The organism is Bacillus sp. SH5-2 (genome assembly GCF_008368905.1).
GTDB classification, from domain to species: domain Bacteria; phylum Bacillota; class Bacilli; order Bacillales; family Bacillaceae_G; genus Bacillus_A; species Bacillus_A luti.
On record NZ_QOSD01000037.1, the window covers coordinates 1 to 19,944 of the forward strand.

14 protein-coding genes and 1 pseudogene are annotated in these 19,944 nt (G+C 37.3%); 12 read left to right on the top strand and 3 right to left on the bottom strand.

Features of this window, described 5'->3' with window-relative positions; translation table 11 throughout:
* Nucleotides 1-214 precede the first annotated feature (214 nt).
* Entirely contained in the window at nucleotides 215-955 is a 741-nt protein-coding gene (fabG, locus tag DN410_RS25685) for a 3-oxoacyl-ACP reductase FabG (protein WP_149178554.1), read from the top strand.
* A 50-nt stretch (nucleotides 956-1,005) separates the two neighbouring features.
* Here the strand turns inward: fabG and dhaS are convergent, their stop codons facing one another.
* Nucleotides 1,006-2,490: an aldehyde dehydrogenase DhaS gene (gene dhaS, locus DN410_RS25690; protein ID WP_149178555.1), complete on the bottom strand. Its 1,485-nt coding sequence runs from the start codon at nucleotides 2,488-2,490 to the stop codon at nucleotides 1,006-1,008.
* Between the two features lie 273 nt (nucleotides 2,491-2,763).
* On the opposite strand from dhaS, the gene DN410_RS25695 reads away from it, so the two are divergent.
* The 6 genes from DN410_RS25695 to DN410_RS25720 all read left to right on the top strand — a co-directional run bounded on the left by DN410_RS25695 (nucleotide 2,764) and on the right by DN410_RS25720 (nucleotide 9,270).
* A complete protein-coding gene (locus DN410_RS25695; protein ID WP_149178556.1) occupies nucleotides 2,764-3,042 on the top strand; it encodes a YhdT family protein in 279 nt (92 codons plus the stop codon).
* Between the two features lie 3 nt (nucleotides 3,043-3,045).
* Nucleotides 3,046-4,479, top strand: coding sequence for a sodium/pantothenate symporter (panF, locus tag DN410_RS25700; protein WP_149178557.1), 1,434 nt, complete (start codon nucleotides 3,046-3,048; stop codon nucleotides 4,477-4,479).
* A gap of 122 nt (nucleotides 4,480-4,601) precedes the next feature.
* Nucleotides 4,602-5,534 carry a nucleoside hydrolase gene (locus DN410_RS25705; protein ID WP_149178558.1) on the top strand — a complete coding sequence of 311 codons (933 nt, stop codon included), beginning with the start codon at nucleotides 4,602-4,604 and terminating at the stop codon, nucleotides 5,532-5,534.
* Nucleotides 5,535-5,650: 116 nt separating this feature from the next.
* Nucleotides 5,651-6,760, top strand: a complete 1,110-nt coding sequence (locus DN410_RS25710) for a serine hydrolase (protein WP_149178559.1) — start codon at nucleotides 5,651-5,653, stop codon at nucleotides 6,758-6,760.
* 101 nt (nucleotides 6,761-6,861) lie between these two features.
* Nucleotides 6,862-8,370 (top strand): argininosuccinate lyase, encoded by a 1,509-nt coding sequence (argH, locus tag DN410_RS25715; protein ID WP_149178560.1) that lies wholly within the window; start codon nucleotides 6,862-6,864, stop codon nucleotides 8,368-8,370.
* Nucleotides 8,371-8,436: 66 nt separating this feature from the next.
* Complete coding sequence (locus DN410_RS25720; protein ID WP_149178561.1) at nucleotides 8,437-9,270, top strand: GNAT family N-acetyltransferase; 834 nt, start codon at nucleotides 8,437-8,439, stop codon at nucleotides 9,268-9,270.
* Nucleotides 9,271-9,305: 35 nt separating this feature from the next.
* On the opposite strand, the gene DN410_RS25725 is transcribed toward DN410_RS25720, so the two are convergent.
* Entirely contained in the window at nucleotides 9,306-10,055 is a 750-nt protein-coding gene (locus tag DN410_RS25725) for a (S)-benzoin forming benzil reductase (protein ID WP_149178562.1), read from the bottom strand.
* Between the two features lie 116 nt (nucleotides 10,056-10,171).
* On the opposite strand from DN410_RS25725, the gene DN410_RS25730 reads away from it, so the two are divergent.
* Complete coding sequence (locus tag DN410_RS25730) at nucleotides 10,172-17,644, top strand: DUF7507 domain-containing protein (protein WP_149178563.1); 7,473 nt, start codon at nucleotides 10,172-10,174, stop codon at nucleotides 17,642-17,644.
* 96 nt (nucleotides 17,645-17,740) lie between these two features.
* On the opposite strand, the pseudogene DN410_RS25735 reads toward DN410_RS25730, so the two are convergent.
* Nucleotides 17,741-17,845, bottom strand: a pseudogene (locus tag DN410_RS25735) (CatB-related O-acetyltransferase); the annotation flags it as partial.
* Nucleotides 17,846-17,916: 71 nt separating this feature from the next.
* Between DN410_RS25735 and DN410_RS25740 the strand changes: the two are divergent.
* The 4 genes from DN410_RS25740 (at nucleotide 17,917) to DN410_RS25755 (ending at nucleotide 19,940) form a co-directional block, all read left to right on the top strand.
* A complete protein-coding gene (locus tag DN410_RS25740; protein ID WP_149178564.1) occupies nucleotides 17,917-18,258 on the top strand; it encodes an ASCH domain-containing protein in 342 nt (113 codons plus the stop codon).
* Nucleotides 18,255-18,650 carry an NUDIX hydrolase gene (locus DN410_RS25745; RefSeq protein ID WP_149178565.1) on the top strand — a complete coding sequence of 132 codons (396 nt, stop codon included), beginning with the start codon at nucleotides 18,255-18,257 and terminating at the stop codon, nucleotides 18,648-18,650. Before DN410_RS25740 ends, DN410_RS25745 begins: the two co-directional genes overlap by 4 nt.
* An 86-nt stretch (nucleotides 18,651-18,736) precedes the next feature.
* Complete coding sequence (locus tag DN410_RS25750; RefSeq protein WP_000070938.1) at nucleotides 18,737-19,357, top strand: acetate uptake transporter; 621 nt, start codon at nucleotides 18,737-18,739, stop codon at nucleotides 19,355-19,357.
* A gap of 139 nt (nucleotides 19,358-19,496) precedes the next feature.
* The gene (locus tag DN410_RS25755) at nucleotides 19,497-19,940 is read left to right on the top strand and encodes a flavodoxin (RefSeq protein ID WP_001062756.1); all 444 of its coding nucleotides are present in this window, start codon (nucleotides 19,497-19,499) and stop codon (nucleotides 19,938-19,940) included.
* Nucleotides 19,941-19,944 lie beyond the last annotated feature (4 nt).

Here is a 19,944-nt window from a genome sequence, read left to right on the forward strand (position 1 = left end):
GCAAAGAAGTTAGGTGGGGGATCAACTGCCCATAAAAGTCCGATTGGTTCAACTAATAATCAGTGGGGGATAAAGAATCCTCCCACTGATTAAAGTTTCACTTTATGCGACGTTGCAAAGTTAGTTTGACACAAATAGACTTTTTTATACAAAGAGGATTTGGAAAGCAACGAGCCGAAATATACAGTATAAGTAATAGAAATGGGGGATAGGGATGGAGTTTTTAAATGGGAAAACAGCTGTTGTAACAGGAGCCGCGCAGGGAATTGGAAAAGAGATTGCGAGGGTTTATGCAAAGTTGGGGGCTAAAGTAATCATTAGCGATGTAAATGAAGAGAAGCTACAAAAAACGACACGTGAGTTATCGGATGAAGGATATGAAGTGAGCTTATATCGATGTGATGTGAGTAATCAAAATGAAGCGAAGTCGTTAATTGAATATGCGGTTCAAAAATTCGGGACATTACATATCTTGGTAAACAATGCTGGGATTACAAGAGATGCAATGTTACATAAAATGGAGAAGTCTGCTTGGGAACAAGTATTACAAGTGAACTTAACTGGTGTTTTTTATTGTATGCAACCAGCGCTTCTTTATATGAGACAACAAGGATATGGAAGGATTATTAATATTTCTTCTATTAGTAGAGATGGGAATATTGGACAAGCGAATTATGCGGCTACAAAGGCGGGAGTTGTAGGTTTAACGAAAACAGCGGCGAAAGAAGTTGGAAGTTTCGGTATTACTTGTAATGCAATTTGTCCAGGGTTTATGGATACAGATATGACAAAAACGATACCAGATAAAGTGAAAGAAAAGATGGTTGGCGCGATTCCAGTTGGTAGAATTGGAACGCCAGAAGATATTGCGAACGCAGCAGTCTTTTTAGCATCAGAATACGCATCCTATATTACAGGAGAAGTATTAAATGTGAGCGGAGGACTGCAAGTTTAAAGGAATACATAATGAAAAGAACCTGACCGGATAGGTCAGGTTCTTTCTCATTAATTTAAGTTAAGCCAAACGCTCTTTACTTCTGTATAGTTATTTAATGCATAAGATCCCATTTCACGACCAAGACCGGATTGTTTAAATCCTCCAAATGGAGATGCTGCATCAAAGACGTTATAACAGTTTACCCATACTGTACCTGCACGTACTTTACTTGCAACATAGTGTGCTGTCTTAACATTTTCTGTCCATACACCAGCTGCCAAGCCGAATTGTGATTTATTCGCGCGTTCAATTACTTCATCAATATCGTTAAATGGTATTGCAGAAATAACTGGACCGAAAATTTCTTCTTTTGCGATCGTCATTTCATCATTTACGTCAGCGAATACTGTAGGCGAAACAAAGTAACCTTGGTCGAATGGATTACTTCCTCCGCAAAGTACTTCAGCGCCTTCTTCAATCCCTTTTTCGATGTAGCCCATTACACGTTTTTGTTGTTCTTCGGAAACGAGAGGACCGATTGTTGTTTCAGGGTTAAGACCGACACCTTGGTTTAGTTTTTTAGAATAGAGGACGAGATCAGCCATGACATTATCATACATTTTCTTCGGAACAAATAGGCGTGATCCAGCAGAGCATACTTGTCCTTGATTAAACATAACACCAGAAAGTGCACCAGGAATTGCACGAGATAAGTCGGCGTCTGGTAAAATAATGTTTGGTGATTTACCACCAAGCTCTAAAGTAACACGTTTTAATGTTTCAGATGCTTGTCGCATAATTTGTTTACCGACTGGAGTAGAACCGGTAAATGCAATTTTATCAACGAGTGGGTGATTAACGAGAGCTTGTCCAGCTGATTCACCGAACCCAGGAACGATATTAATAACACCTTTCGGGAATCCAGCTTCTTCAATTAATTCAGCTAAGTATAGAGCGGAAAGTGGAGTTTGTTCTGCAGGTTTTAAAACGATTGTACATCCTGTAGCAAGTGCTGCTCCCATTTTCCACATTGCCATAAGAAGTGGGAAGTTCCAAGGAATAATTTGACCAACGACACCAACAGCCTCATGGCGTGTATAGTTAAAATAATCACCGGAAACAGGAATTGTTTGACCAACGATTTTTGTAGCCCAGCCAGCATAATAGCGCATATGCTCTATTGCAAGTGGTATGTCTGCTGCCATTGTTTCACGGATTGGCTTTCCGTTATCTAATGTTTCGAGCTGTGCAAGCTCTTCTTTATGTTCTTCCATTAAATCAGCCAACTTGTACATAAGACGGCTTCGCTCAGCTGTGCTCATGCGAGACCAAGGGCCTTCATCAAAAGCCATGCGAGCTGCAACTACAGCTTTATGAATATCTTCGCGACCAGCTTCAGAAACGACGGCGAGTGTTTCACCGGTTGCTGGGTTAGGTGTTTTAAATGTTCTGCCGGAAGCGCTTTCAACAAAAGATCCATTCACATATAACTTTTTCGTGCCTTGAAGAAACTTTTCTACCTTTTCATGAAGATTTACAGCTAGTTGACTCATTGTATAACCCCCTTGAAAATATAATGTAAACGCAGTACGAGACGGCGTTTATTCCGAAATCAAGGATGTAGGAACTAGATGGAAAGCCTCTAATTAAAATCATAATTAACAAATGCTGAAAATTCAAATTTCATTTGTGTTACAATTGTAAAAAATATGTAATGTAAGAGAATCTTCTATGTGATGATAAAAAATCCTGCTTGTTTTTGCTTTCTAGTAGGAAAAACTAGAAGAACAATGGTACAATAATACATCGTGAGAGGAGGGAGAGAAATGAAGGATTATCATGATGATCCACGCTTTCGAATCGCCCATAGAGAAGCATTAATTGGTCTTGGACTGGCTATTATTAATTTTATAATATGGTACGGATTTGCTTATGGGCTTGGTAGTAAAGATCCAAGTGAATATACATACATATTAGGTTTTCCAGCATGGTTTTTTTATAGCTGTATAGTTGGATTTATCGTTATGGTTATTTTGCTTAGTTTAGTTGTTCGTTTTGTATTTCAAGATATTTCACTCGATGAGGAAGAAAAAAGTGAGGAATAATAGATGAATTGGTATGTAATCATTCCAATGATAATTTCGTTTATCGTTGTATTTTTAATTGGTGTCTATGCTTCAAGGCGTGTACAAGCAACGGCACAAAATAAATTTTTACAAGAATATTTTCTTGGTGGGCGTGAGCTTGGCGGTTTATTATTAGCAATGACAATGATTGCTACGTACGGTAGTGCAAGTAGCTTCATTGGTGGGCCTGGTATAGCATACAATATGGGGCTTGGATGGGTACTATTATCAGCGATTCAAGTTGTAACTGGATATATCGTATTAACAGTTATCGGTAAAAAGTTTGCCATTATTGCTAGGAAGATGGAAGCCATTACTCTTATTGATTATTTAAAGGGAAGATACAATAATAAAGCAGTCGTGATCCTTTCTGCATTATGTATTATTATCTTTTTATTTTCAGCAACAGTAGCCCAATGGGTTGGCGGTGGACGATTAATTGAGTCGCTAACGGGTTTATCGTATACAACAGCACTATTTTTATTTACTTTTTCTGTACTTGTGTACGTATTAATTGGTGGATTTCGTGCAGTTGCTTTATCAGATACGCTGTTAGGCATTATTATGCTAGTTGGAACGACAATCATTTTAATTGCTACTGTCATTGCTGGTGGTGGAATTGGGAAGATTATGCAAGAGCTTGTTCAAATTAATCCGAATTTAATTACACCATTTGGAGCAGATGGTAGTTTAACGAAATCATATGTGACATCGTTTTGGATTTTAATTGGAATTGGCGTTGTTGGTTTACCGCAAATTAGCGTGCGTGCAATGTCTTATAAAAATTCAAAAGCGATGCATCAAGCGCTTATAATTGGAACGATTGTTGTAGGCACAATTATGATTGGTATGCATTTAACGGGTGTATTTGCACGAGTAGTACTTCCAGGTATAACGGTACCGGATAAAGTTATGCCGCTACTCGCAATGGAAGTGTTACCACCTTGGTTAGCTGGAGTTTTCTTAGCTGCACCAATGGCAGCGATTATGTCTACAGTAAACTCGTTATTGTTACTTGTAAGTTCGTCGATTATTAAAGACATATACGTAAACTACATAAATAAAGATGCGGCACACAGTACAATAAAAAAAGGAAGTCTGTGGATTACCGGTATCGTAGGGCTGCTTGTTTATGCAGCAGCGATTAAGCCACCAGATTTTTTAATATGGTTAAATTTATTTTCATTCGGTGGATTAGAAGCGGCTTTCATTTGGCCGATTGTATTAGGATTATATTGGAGAAAGGGGAATGCAACTGGGGCACTTGCTTCCATTTTAGTTGGGGTAGGCTCATATATGTGTATTCATCTTTTCTATCCAAATCCGTTCGGTATACATACAGTTGTTTTCCCAATCTGCTTTGCATTTATTGCTTACATCATTGGCAGCATGGTTACCATGCAGAAAAAAGTCTAGATAAAATAGAGAACGCAGTCCGTATAGGACTGCGTTTTTTCGTATGAATTTGTTCTTTTTTATTCTGTATATGTATGGCTATTCATAAATTAATAACAATTGAGGGGATGGAGTTGAGGGCGATGAAAAAAGTATTATTTTTAGGAGACCCAGGAATTGATGACTCTTTAGCAATTATGTATGGATTGTTGCATCCTGATATTGATATTGTTGGTGTAGTTACAGGATATGGAAATGTAACGCAAGAAAAGGCGACAAGTAATGCGGCATATTTATTACAGTTAGCAGGTAGGGAAGATATACCTGTTATTAATGGTGCGAAAATCCCTTTATCTGGAGATATTACAACGTATTATCCAGAAATTCATGGGGCGGAAGGTTTAGGACCAATTAAACCTCCAAAAACTTTTTCACCGAACATAAAACCTTTTTGTGCATTTTTTGATATTCTTGAAAAGTATAAGGGAGAGTTAATCATTGTTGATGCTGGCAGGTCAACGACGCTTGCGACAGCGTTTATTTTAGAAAAAACGATGATGAAGTATGTGAAAGAATACTATATAATGGGCGGTGCTTTTTTAATGCCTGGCAATGTGACACCAGTCGCAGAGGCGAATTTTCATGGTGATCCCATTGCGTCACAATTAGTTATGCAAAATGCTAAGAATGTGACATTAGTGCCGCTTAACGTTACATCTGAAGCAATTATTACGCCAGAAATGGTGAAATATATTACGAAACACTCTAAAACGAGTTTTAACAAGTTAATCGAGCCGATATTTACGTATTATTATAAAGCGTATAAAAAGTTAAACCCGAAAATAACAGGTAGTCCAGTACATGACGTCGTTACAATGATGGTTGCGGCGAATCCGTCCCTTTTGGATTATGTGTACCGTCGTGTCGATGTAGATACAGTAGGGATTGCAAAGGGAGAAAGTATTGCTGATTTCCGTCCTCAACCGGACTCAAAAGCTTTAAAGAATTGGGTGCGAATTGGTTGGTCATTACATTACAAAAAGTTTCTCGAAGACTTCGTAAAAATTATGACGTAGACATAATAGGAGAATACAAGTTAAAATAATGGAGATGATTACTAAAATAATCATCTCCATTATTTTGTTTTAAGAGATAGATAGAGAAGAGTTACACAATAGGAGAGGAATTTTACTTGAAAAAAACTATAGTATGCGCAGTGATTGTGGGTATTTTTGTTTTGCTAATATCGGGTAATTTTTTAGTGAAAAAAGTGTGGAGTTCAAATAATGATGATGCACAGTATATCGCATCCTTTATTGAAGAACATAAAGATGAAAAAAATAGTGCGCTTCTCGTAAAGAGAAATGATAAAGTTGTTTATTCTGTAAATCCAAATGTTGTATTGCCAGTTGCTAGTACGATGAAATTAATTGTGGCGCTTGAATATACGAAACAAGTTACAGAAGGGAAAATTGACCCGTCTAGTTTCGTTTCCATTAATGATGTGAATCGGTATTATGTGCCGAATACAGATGGTGGTGCACAAGATAGATGGCAAAGGTATTTGCAAAAGACAGACAAGATAACAGAAGGGGCAGTTTCTTTAGAAGAAGTGGCAAAAGGAATGGTTAAGTTTAGTTCGAATGCGAATGCTGAATATTTAATGGAAGTGTTAGGATTAGATAATATTAATCGTAATTTACAAAGTTTATCGCTTCCAGCACATCAGCCGCTATTTCCGATTGTTTCATCTTTATACATCCCTGGATATTTGCATAAAGAACTACATGTTCCAAAATATAAAATAGAGAAAAAGTTAAAAGAAATGTCTCAAGAGCAATATCGTGAATATGCAATGATTATTCATGAACGCTTAAAAAAGAAGGGACCATTATTACAGAAGGAAATTCCTCTTTATTTAGAGGAACGTTACGATAAAATTTGGTCAGATCGATTACCAGCAGCTTCTGCAAACGATTATATGGTACTGCTTCAAAAGGCAAATCATAAAGGTGGTCTGACAGAAGCAGAAGAAAAAGTATGGGCGAAAATCGTTGAAACAGATATGAGCGCTAAGAAATACCGTAAAACATTTAGACATGCAGGGCAAAAAAATGGCTATACGCCATGGACAGTTACAAAAGCAGTTTATGCGATGGATAAACGTGGGAACTGTACAGAAATAGTGTTCTTAGCAAATAATTTAAATGAGGACGACAGTGCAGAAATACGGAAACATTTAGCAAACTTACATTTCCAAGTGTTGCAAAGTGATAAGTATGATGCGACTTTTATTAAGTAAACTCGGTGCTTAAAGTGCCGAGTTTATTTTTATATACAAGCACTTTTTTGCCATCTCTGGGTATGATGGGTAGTAATACTTAGGTGAGAGGGGAAAAGGTGATGAAACAAAGTAAAGAAGAGTTTATAAAGAGTGAAGGCGCTGATTTCCCTGGGAAAACATATGTGGATTGTGTATTACAACATGTATTTAATTTTCAACGAAATTACTTATTGAAAGATATGTTTCAAGTGCATAAAGCGCATATTACGATGCTAACGGAAGAAAGTTTAATGAAAAAGGAAGAAGCTAAAGTTATATTACACGCATTAAAAAAGGTAGAGGGAATTCCAGAAGAGCAATTGCTCTATACAGAGCAGCATGAAGATCTCTTTTTTTTAGTGGAACATTTAATTTCTCAAGAAGCGAAAAGCGATTTTGTAAGTAATATGCATATCGGTAGAAGTAGAAATGATATGGGCGTTACGATGTATCGCATGAGTTTAAGACGATATGTATTACGATTAATGGAACATCATTTGTTATTGCAAGAAAGTATGCTGCAACTTGCTTCTGATCATAAGGAAACGATTATGCCAGCTTATACACATACACAACCAGCACAGCCAACAACATTTGGTCATTATACGTTAGCGATTTACGATACGATGCAAAGAGATTTAGAACGGATGAAAAGAACGTATCAGCTTTTAAATCATTCTCCGATGGGGGCAGCTGCTCTTTCTACAACAAGTTTCCCGATTAAACGAGAGCGAGTTGCTCATTTACTTGGGTTTACAAATGTAATCGAGAACTCATATGATGCGGTTGCTGGAGCGGATTATTTATTAGAGGTTAGCTCATTACTTATGGTAATGATGACAAATACGAGTAGATGGATTCATGACTTCTTATTATTAGCAACGAAGGAATATGGTGGTATTACTGTGGCGAAGCCGTATGTACAAATTAGTAGTATTATGCCGCAAAAACGAAATCCGGTTTCAATTGAGCATGCGCGTGCTATTACGAGTAGCGCTTTAGGGGAAGTATTTACAGTATTTCAAATGATTCATAATACACCATTTGGTGATATTGTCGATACGGAAGATGACTTGCAGCCGTATTTATATAAAGGAATCGAAAAGACCATTCGTGTTTTTTGTATTATGAATGCAGTCATTCGAACGATGAAAGTAGAAGAAGAAACGTTAAAAAGTCGTTCCTATAAACATGCAATTACGATAACTGATTTTGCAGATGTTTTAACAAAAAACTATGAAACTCCATTTCGGCAAGCGCATCATGCAGCAAGTGTTATTGCGAAGATGTCATTAGAGCAGAAAAAGGAGCTTCATGAATTACATTTCGAAGAAGTAAATCTGTACTTACAAGAAAATTTGAAAGTGCGTTTATTAGAAGAAGAGTGGAAAGAGATTATATCACCCGAAGCTTTTATTCAAAAAAGAAAAGTATACGGTGGACCGAGTAAAAAAGAAATGGAGCGCATGATTAAAAAACGAAAAGAGTCGTTTCAAAAAGAAGAAGAGGTATTTGAAAAGGAAAAACAGAGAATTTTACAAGCTGAAAATGATTTGAATATGTTAGTTTTGAATATTATTGAATCGTAAAAGAAGGATTTAATGAATTAATCGCCAATACTTAATGAAACTATAAATAGAGAGAAGAGATTGTCGATGATTCAATTACATGTGTATAAAGAGATACTTAATTTTAAAGAAGAGGTTACACCATTTTTAGAAAAGAATGAGCAGGAAAATAATCTTATATTAGGTGTATTACAAATGGTCCAAGAACCGATATTTATGGGGATAGCGAAACAAGGAGAAGAAATTGCGGTTGTATTTCTTCAAACAGAAGAGAAGAAACAAATCATTGTTGCAAATGCTGAAATTTCGGGAGTAGCTATCAAGGTCCTTGCAAAAGAGTTAACGAAAGTATATCCGGATATTCCCGGATTGATCGGTAATAAAAAAGTTGTACAACAATTAGCGGAAGAGATTGCGACGTTAGAAAATAAGAAAACGAATGTTGTAATGGAGCAAGGGGTGTATGCATTAGAACAAGTTAAGCAGAAGTGGAACGAGGATGGGATTTTTCGAGAAATAAACAGTGATGAGCTACCATTAATAGAAAAATGGATATATCAATTTTGCGAAGATGTGAAGCTCCCAACTACGAAAGAAGAAGCGGAACAAACGGCACATACATTAATCAATAATCATCATCTATTCGGTCTAGAAGTAGACGGGAAACTTGTTTCTGTAGCTGCAAAAACACGTCCAACTAAAAATAATATAACAGTTAATTTCGTGTATACGCCGACAGAAGCAAGGAAAAAGGGATACGCATCAAATTGTGTAGCGGCACTTAGTCAACGTATGTTAGATGAAGGGTACAAAACAACCACGTTATATACTGATTTGGCGAATCAGACATCGAATAAAATTTATCAGGAAATTGGTTATGAGCAAATTGGTGAGTCTGTACTTATATTTTTCGAGAAGTAGAATGAAAAGGCGTGCTATTGTAGCACGCCTTTTTGTTATTCGTCAATTCTAATAACCTCGCCCTGCGGAAAGTTCTCCGTTTCTAGTAAGTTATGTATAGCTTTCGCAACATATTTAGGTGACAGTAGTTTTCCTTCTTCTTTTAATGTGATGAAACGGTCTAAGTTTGTGAAGTCTTCTTTATTTGTTTCCCGAATTTGTGCTTGCATATTTGTATCAACAACACCAGGTGCAAAAGCGACGATTTTTACTGGATATTCTTTTTCTGCTTCTTCGGTTGCTACGCACTGTGTAAACATATTTACGCCAGCTTTCGTTGTACAATAAGCGCCCCATCCGAAGTAAGGATTTTTTCCTGCACCAGATGAAATGTTTATAACACGTTTATCTATTTTCCATTCTTTCGTATGTTTCATGAAAGTGGAGGTGAGAATCATAGGTGCAAGTAAATTAATATGAACGTTCGTAATGAATTGTTCACTTTCTGCTTTTTCAATTGGCTTCATAGGAGCAACTGTACCCGCATTATTAATTAAATGAATAGAAGATACACTGTCTTCTTGAATAGATGAAATGATTTTGTTAAAGTTCGTTTCTAAATTATGTACATCTTGAAGATCTAAGGAGTAGAAAACACAATTGCTATTATATTGTTCTGCGAGTTTCGTAAGCTCTTTATTTTCTCTTCTAGAAATAGAGATGACAGTTGTATTTTTTTCTAACAATTGCGTGGCAATGGCCTCACCTAAACCTTGTGAAGTTCCTGTTATGATAACGTAGCGCATAGTTTTATAAACTCCTCTCATATGTGCGGAATTTTGTTGGACAACGTACATTGTATAGTTTGTCTACATTTTATAGTATAGAGCACTTTTTACTATAATTGAAATGAGATGATTGTGTGCCTTTTATAAATCGTTTTACGACAACAGTACCTGGTGCCGTCACGTTTACTGGGAATACGCTGGGACTTAGCCCTACATCACCTGCACCAGGTAATATTTTTGGTACACTTGCTGTGTTTACGACAGTAAATACAGCGTTGCAAGTACCAGGATTCCCAGCAGGGACAACAGATGAGTGGCAATTGAATTCTTCAAGTGCAATTTTAAATCTTCCAGCGGGAAGCAGTGTGTTATATGCAGAATTAGTTTGGGCTGGTACTTTCCGGACTGATACGGAAGATGTTTTACCATTTTTAAATGATAACATTACATTTACAACGCCAGCAGGGACGTTTTCTGTTACGCCAGATCCTGCTACCGCGCAGCAAGGTTCAGTAGGAAACCAGTTTTATTATGCTCGCTCTGCGAATGTAACGAATCTTGTTAGTGCAGGTGGGGGAGGCACATATACAACGGGTGCTGTGCCTGCTGCAAGAACTTCAGCTGACTCAACAATTAGCCGTTCAGCTGGATGGACGCTTGAGGTTGTGTATCAAAATGCCAGTTTACCACTTCGAAATTTGTCAGTATATGCAGGTCAAGAAATTATTGATGCTTCATCACCACCAGTTGATGCTACTATTTCAGGATTTGCTACGCCAGCTACAGGAGCTGTAACAGGAAGGGTACTTGTAACTGCTCAAGAAGGTGATTCTAACATTGTGGGAGATCAACTTCGCTTTGGACCGAATGCAAATGCTACAGTTGCATTATTCGGACCGAGAAACCCTGCAAATAATTTCTTCCAGTCTCAAATTTGTAATGACAGCGGAAATTTAGATACGAGCGGTACATTCGGAGATTTAAATCAGCCGTTAGGGGGAGCTTTGGCTGTCCGAAGACAGGGGTGGGATATTACGAATGTAGATGCCTCCTCATCTTTAGTAAACAATCAAACGTCAGCAACTGTTCGATTTGTTACAAATGGAGATGGATACGCTGCAGCTGGTTTTGGTGTTCAAATTGATGCAACAGGTCCAATTATTAATCCTGTTAAATCGGTTAATAGAACAGTCGCAGGGGTAGGGGATACTCTCACTTATACGATTACGGTTCCAAATACAGGAACAGGAAGTGCAGAGAACGTTGTATTACGAGATAGCATTCCGAACGGAACGACGTTTGTTGCAGGTAGTGTAACGGTAGGGGGAGTAACACAGCCGAATGCGAACCCTGCTAATGGAATTAATTTAGGTACAATCCCAAATAACACGCAAAGAATTGTTACATTTCAAGTTCGAATAACATCATTCCCGAATCCAAATCCTATTTCGAATCGTGCAATGGTGTCATATCAATTCCGTCCTTTCGTCGGAAGTCCTCCTATTACAAGTATGTCTTCTTCAAATACAGTACAAACGACAGTGAATCAAGCAACTATAAGTATGCAAAAATCTGTAGATTTACAGACGGCAACACTTAATGATGTATTAACGTACACAGTTAATGTGACGAATAATGGAAATGTCACTGCAAACAATGTTGTTTTTGTTGATAGTATACCTGCTGGAACGACGTTTGTAGCAAATAGTGTTACAGTAAATGGAGTAGCGCGTCCAGGGGCGAATCCAGCAAGTAGTATTAATCTAGGAAGTATTAATGCTTCGCAAACGACTGTAGTGCGCTTTCAAGTTCGAGTAACATCTAATCCTCTTGTCAATCCAATTCCGAATCGTGCGAGTGTAACATTTAATTTTATTCCGGTGCCTGGTCAGCAACCAGTTTCAGGGCAGGCGACAAGTAATACTGTATTTACTACTATTAATATAGCTGATATTAGAACGAGAAAGACTGTGGATAAAGCTTTTGCGACAGTTAATGATGTTCTTACGTACACAGTTATAATTGAAAATACAGGAAATGTATTGGCGACGAACGTTATTTTTCAAGATCCAATCCCAATTGGAACGACTTTTATACCAAATAGTGTAACTGTTGATGGAGTTTCGCAACCTGGGACAAATCCTGCGACTGGGTTTGCGGTAGCAAATATATCTCCGAGCGGAAGTAGGACGGTAACTTTTCAAGTTCGAGTCACATCTACACCATCAGGAGGTACGATTGCAAACCGCGGAAATGTATCTGCTAATTTTGTTGTTATTCCAAGTCAGCCTCCAGTGACAATTAATAGACAAACAAATACAGTTGTAACACAAATTAATACTGGCGGTTTAAATGTAATAAAAGAAGTAAATACAGCTCAAGCGGCAGTGGGGGATACTTTAACATACACGATTGCCGTTCAAAATACAGGGAATGTTCCGCTAACAAATGTATTTTTCCAAGACACTATTTCTTCAGCAGTTTCTTTCATAACAAATTCTGTCACAATTAATGGAACGCCACAAAGTGGACTAGATCCGAATACAGGATTTATTCTTTCGAATATTCCTCCGGCTCAAACAGTTATAGTCACATTTGACGTATTAATTGTACAGGATCCAGAAAATGAAGATATTTTAAATCAAGCAAATGTAACAGCCAGTTTTCAAGTGAATCCGAGCGAACCGCCAGTAACAATCAATGTTCCGAGTAATGTTGTGAATACAACTGTGCAATCAGGGAATTTTGAAGTTATGAAATCAGTGAATACGGATGTTGCAACGGTAGGGGATGTTTTAGTATATACAATTGAAATCATAAATGCAGGTAGTGTACCAGCTACAAATGTATTTTTCCAAGATTCAATTCCACAAGGAACATTATTTATTGAAAACAGTGTATTTGTTAATGGTGTTTTACAAGAAGGGGCAGATCCAGAACTTGGATTCCCATTAAATAATTTGCCTACTGGTGCGAATGTAATTGTTACGTTTGAAGTGTTAATTGATGAAATTCCCCAAGGAAATAATGTTGTAAATAATGCGAATGTCACTGGAGATTTCCTTGTAAATCCAACAGAGCCACCGATTACTGTAACGGTACCAAGTAATACTGTTATGACAGTCGTGAATTCTTCAGGGTTAAATGTAATGAAAAGTGTAAGCGCTACTGAAGCAGGAGTAGGAGATACGTTAACGTATACAGTTCGTATACAAAATAGTGGAACAGTAGCAGCAACAAATGTATCATTCCTTGATCCGATTCCTTCTGGAACAACGTTTGTAGCAAATAGTGTAACAATAAATGGAACACCTCAACCAGGTTTAAGCCCAACAACTGGATTTCCACTTGCTAATATTCCAGTAGGAGGGATGGTAACAGTTACTTTTCAAGTAACAATCACGAGTGTACCACCAAATAGAGTTCTTCCGAATAATGCGAATGTCACTGCGGATTTCCAAGTAAGTCCTCTCCAGCCACCAATTACAATTGTAACGATTAGTAATATTGTTGTGACGCGAGTGAATGTAGGATCACTTAATGTAATGAAGAGTGTAAATACACCACAAGCGGGAGTAGGAGATACGTTAACGTATACGATTCTTATTCAAAATACAGGAACTGTTCCTGCAACGAATATTATTTTTCAAGATCCAATTCCGTCTGGTACTGCGTTCGTAGCAAATAGTGTGACGATAAATGGAGTTGTTCAGCAAGGCGCGGATCCTATGGCAGGATTCTCAGTACCAAATATTCCGGTCGGACAAACGGCCACGATTACGTTTCAAGTTACAGTGAAGAGTATTCCGAGCGGTGGAAATGTTCGAAACCAATCGAACGTTACTGCAAGTTTTCTTATAAATCCAGCAAACCCTCCAATAACGACTATTACAAATAGTAATTTTGTAGTGACGCAAGTAAACACAGCACAATTAAATATACAAAAATCTTCATCTGTACAACAGGCAGCACTTGGAGAAACTTACACATATTCTGTTGTCATTCGAAATAACGGTACAGTAACAGCAACGAATGTCTCTTTCATTGATCCAATTGCTCCAGAAACAACATTTGTAGCAAATAGTGTAACGATAAATGGAACGCCTCAACCTGGATTCGATCCAAATATAGGTTTCACGCTTCCTAATATTGTGGCTGGTACATCATTGACAGTAACGTTTCAAGTGATAGTTGTTGCACCATCAACGCTTGGGGCAGTTCTAAATACAGCATCTGCTACAGCTACTTTCTTATTGAATCCTTTACAACCACCTGTAACAACAACGAACTCAAGTAATACAACGGTAGTTACAATACCGTTACCTCCTCCTGGTGAAGTGACAGCAACAAAAACAGTAAATGTTGCAACTGGAGCGGTTGGGGATGTATTAACGTATACCGTGCTCATTTCAAACGTAGGAATTATACCAGTTACAGATGTGTTCTTCCAAGATGTCATACCAGAAGGAACGACATTTGTAGAAGATAGTGTAACGATAGGTGGGGTGCAGCAACTTGGATTTAATCCAGAAATAGGATTTACAGTTACTCCATTATTAATTAATGGTGGAAGTATTGAGGTAAAGTTCCAAGTGACGATTACAGAAATTCCAGATAATGAAGTCATATTAAATGATGCAGATGTTACATTTACTTCACAACCAAATCCGCAAGAACCACCGATTACGGAAACGATATTAACAAATTTGGTCGTTACGACAATTAATATAGCGTTTATTTTCCCATTGAAAATAGTAGATAAAGAAGTAGCGACTGTAGGAGAAATTTTAACTTATAATGTATTTATCTTTAATTTTGGAACAGTGGCAGCGACGAATGTTCATTTTATAGATACTACTTCTGCTGGTGTGAAATTTGTATCAGGAAGTGTGAGCATAAACGGGATACCAGAACCAGCATTAAATCCTTTTAGTGGTTTTACAGTTCCGAATATACCTGTAGGTGGTTTTGTACGCGTCACATATCAAGAAATGGTAATAATCATACCAGAAGGTGGAACGATTGTTAACTTTGTAGACGTTACAGCTACATTCGCCGTAAGTGAAACAGAGCCGCCTATTACGGAAACGACGACAAGTAACACGACATTAACAGAAATCAATGAAGCTGGTTTGAATGTTTTAAAATCAGTAAGTCAGCCGGTTGTTGCAGTAGGCGATACAATCACATATACAACAGTAGTTCAAAATACAGGGACAGTGACAGCAACGAATGTTCAATATAGTGATGTACTACCTTCCTCTATAGCATTCGTGCCGAACAGTGTAACGATAGACGATGTGTTACAACCTGGATTCAATCCGAATAATGGATTCCCGCTTCCAGATATAAATCCAGGTGAAAGTGTAGAAGTAACATTCCAAGTAACCGTTGTTAGTGTTCCGTCAAACGGAACAATTGCCAATACGGCAAATGTAATAGGAAGCTTTGTATTAGTACCAGGAGAACCACCAGTTATAGTAAACCAACCGAGCAATACAACACTCACAACTGTAAATAGAGGGCGATTTAATGTTATTAAACAAGTAAATAGGGCTGCTACTCTCGTTGGAGATATATTAACATATATGGTTCAAATAACGAATACAGGAACAGTAACAGCAAATGATGTTCAGTTTATTGATACCGTTTCAGCAGGAGCGTCATTTATACCAAATAGTGTAACGATAAATGGAGCCCTGCAACCAAACTTAAATCCGATTAGTGGCTTTGGGGTTGGGGATATATCAGTTGGTGAAACGGTTATCGTGACGTTTCAAGCGACAGTTACAAACATCCCGTCATCAGGAACAATTACGAACGTTGCAAATATAACAGGAAGCTTTACTTTAGTACCAGGAGAACCACCGGTTGTAGTAACTGAACCGAGTAATACGACAATAACAAAGGTAAATAGAGGACGTTTTAATGTTATAAAAACCGTGAATAAGCAAGCAACACGATTAGGGGATACGTTAACTTATAGTGTGCAAGTTACAAACACAGGAACGGTAACAGCGAAGAATGTTCAGTTTATTGATGTTCCATCACCTAGTTTAGAATTCGTTCCTGGAAGTGTACAAATAAATGGAATTCCGCAAGTAGGTTTAGATCCATTTGTAGGCTTTTCGTTACCAGATCTTGCAGTAGGGGATAGCATATTAATTACATTTGAAGTAAATGTAATTGCGGTTCCGCCTTCTAGTAGCATTATGAATACAGCGAGAGTAACGGGTGATTTCGAATTGATTCCAGGAGAACCTCCGTTTACAATGACGAATTCAAGTAATACGACAGTCACACCAGTAAATAGAGGCAGTTTAGATATGCAAAAGGAAGTAGATCATCCAATTGTTGGAGTAGGAGAAACGGTAACGTATACTGTTCGTATATTAAATACTGGTACTGCAGATGCGATGAATGTTCAATTTATCGATGTGTTATCTCAGGAAGCTGATTTTGTCCCAAATAGTGTAACGATAAATGGAGTTCCGCAGCCAGGGTTAAATCCACAGGTTGGATTTACGATACCAGACATTCCAGTCGGTGAGACGGCGATTGTAACATATAAAGCTACGATTACAAGTTTTCCAGATGGTGGTACAGTAGTGAACGTTGCTGGGGCGTTAGCTGAATATATTTTAGTACCAGGAGAGCCGCCAGTTACAGTAATGGATACGAGCAATACAGTTATTGTGACGGTAAATACTGCAATCTTATTTGTTGCAAAAGGAGCAAACTTTGAAGTAGCAATGGTAGGAGATGTTGTCACTTACGGTATTGCCGTTATAAATGATAGTACAGTTCCTGTGACGAATATTATTTTAACAGATATCATTGATCCGAATACGTTCTTTATAAATGGAACGGTAACGGTAAATGATGTACCTCTTCCATTTGCCAATCCGAATACCGGTATTCCATTAGGTGATTTTCAACCAAATGATGCAGCAATTATTAATTTCCAAGTTGTAATAACAGGAGGACAAATAAATAACTTAGTTACAAATACAGCGACGGCGAGTGGGCTTGCCACGGTTAACCCTAACGAACCGCCGATAATAGTTGAAGGAGAGAGTAATACAGTCGTAATTCCATTTATAATACCGAACGTTTCGACGACTGTAGTAAAAACGGCAGACCAACAAACAGCAACAATTGGTGATGTCATTACGTTTAAGACAGTTATAACAAATACAGGAGATACTGTAATACAAAATATTCGTTTTCAAGATTTATTAGATAGTAGTGTTCAATTTATTACTGGAAGCGTATCAGTCGATAGTACTTCATTGCCAAATGTAAGCCCAGTATTAGGGTTTTTAATAGGTAGTTTAAATCCGGGTGAAGCACGCACGGTTTCGTTCCAAGTAGTAGTTGGGAGCGCACCAAGTGGTTCGGGGAATTATATTAATCAAGCCAGTATTCGCTTTGAATATGAAGTAGGAACAGTGTTACCGCCTGTTACACAAATAACAGAAAGCAACATGGTTGTAATTCCGTTTGTTCCGACGATAGAACAAATTTGCGCAACAAATTTTCATTGTTTGGAGAAACTTCATTTTCAATGTTCTCTATGTGATCACTTGAAAATAAATAGAAAATAAATATAAAAAGGGCATCTTGAAACAATTGGATGCTCTTTTTATATGTATCGAACAGGTGGATTCTTCTCTTAATGAGCAAAACGTATCTGTTTTTTATTTCATTTCATCATCCAAAGAAAAAATAGTTGTACCTACTTTACTATAAGTATAATCACCAATATCATATTTACTATATTCGTTTTTTTTATATAACATGAGTATTTAGCCTTCTTTCTCAAGCAAGTAATGCGAACGGTGTTAGTAGGTGGAATGAATAAAAGGGAGTGGAATGTATGCGATACGAAATGGGGTTATATAACGAACCTTTTCAGTCAATTCAATCAGGGAAAAAAGTGTATGAAGTACGGTTATACGACCGAAAGCGTCAACTTATAAAACAAGGCGATGAAATCGTATTTACGAACCTTACGATAGCAGAAACGATGGCTGTAAAAGTAACAGAAATAAAACGATACGAAAGTTTTAAAGTAATGTACGAACAAATTGATAAAAAATTATTGGATTGTGAAAAGGATAGTTTAGAAAAAATGCTAGAAAGTACATACAAAATATATACGAAAGAGCAGGAAGAAAAGTGGGGAACAGTTGCGATTGGCATTGAGGTAATAAAGTGATAAGAAATCGCGGTGCGGCTATCATTGTGCAGGACGGAAACATTGCCCTTATTAAACGTATTCGAGAAAATGAAACGTATTATGTTTTTCCAGGCGGAGGAATTGAGGAAGGTGAAACACCTGAAGAGGCAACGAAACGAGAGGCATATGAAGAATTAGGGATACATATAGAAGTGAGGCGCCTTATTACAAAGGTAAAGTATAAAGGTACCGAATATTATTATGAAGCCTATATTACGGATGGATTCTTCGGAAACGGAAAAGGGGAGGAGTATAAGCGGAAAGATAGAGGCAGCTATATTCCGTTATGGATGCCAATAAAAGAGTTGGAAAATGTGAATGTAAAACCTTACGAATTGGTCGAAAGCATATTTAATCATTATAAGATGTGATGTCTGACAACATACAAAAAAAACCATTGACATAGCCTCCTGATTTAAGTATTGTATTCGAGTATGTTTATAATCAGGAGGTTTATATGAGCAATCAAACTACTACACATCATGTGAAAATGACAACAGCAGATCCATCTGGAATTGGTCTATTTGGATTAGCGATGGTAACACTTGTAGCATCATCTCAAAAGTTAGGTTTAACAGATGGCGTTTCACTAGTATTACCATGGGCAATCTTTTTAGGAGGATTTGCACAAATCTTTGCTTGCATTCATGATGCAAAGCATAACAATACATTCGGTACAACAGCATTTGGTGCGTATGGCCTATTTTGGCTAGGTGTTGGAATGACTTGGTTAATTCAACTTGGAGTATTTGGCGAAAAATTAGCACAAGCTGCAGATTCAAAACAGCTTGGTGTAGCCTTTATCGGATATTTGATTTTCACAATCTTTATGACAATTGGTGCAATGGAAACACATAAAGTATTATTTATGATTTTCGTCCTTATTGATTTCTTATTTATCGGTCTTTCATTAAGTACTTTAGGTGTTATGCCGCATGCAATGCATAATTTAGCAGCATATTCTGAACTTCTTATTTCATTATTATCTTTCTATGGTTCAGCAGCAGCAGTGTTAAACACACACTTCGGAAAAGTTGTTTTACCAGTTGGAAAGCCGTTTGGTATTTTTAAAAAGTAATAAAAAAGCACAGATGATTGTATAGTCATCTGTGCTTTTTTGTATGGAATAAATAAAAATGAAAAATATAATTGAAATTGATTCTCATTATTAATATAATGAGAATGAGAATCATTTATTGTTAGAGGGGGATGCCAAGGTGGCAAAAATTTTAATAGCTTATGCGAGTATGTCAGGAAATACAGAGAGTATTGCTGATTTAATTAAAGTTAGTTTAGATGCCTTTGATCATGAAGTAGTATTGCAAGAAATGGAAGGCATGGATGCTGAAGAATTACTAGCCTATGATGGAATCATTTTAGGATCTTATACGTGGGGAGATGGGGAATTACCATTTGAAGCGGAAGATTTCCATGATGACTTAGAAAATATAGATTTATCAGGGAAGAAAGTAGCGGTATTCGGATCAGGTGATACGGCGTATGAACTATTTTGTGAAGCGGTAACGATATTTGAAGAAAGACTTGTAGAGCGCGGTGCAGAGCTTGTACAAGAAGGATTGAAAATCGAACTAGCTCCAGAAGATGAAGAGGATGTTGAAAAATGCAGTAATTTTGCAATTGCATTTGCTGAGAAGTTCTAAGAAT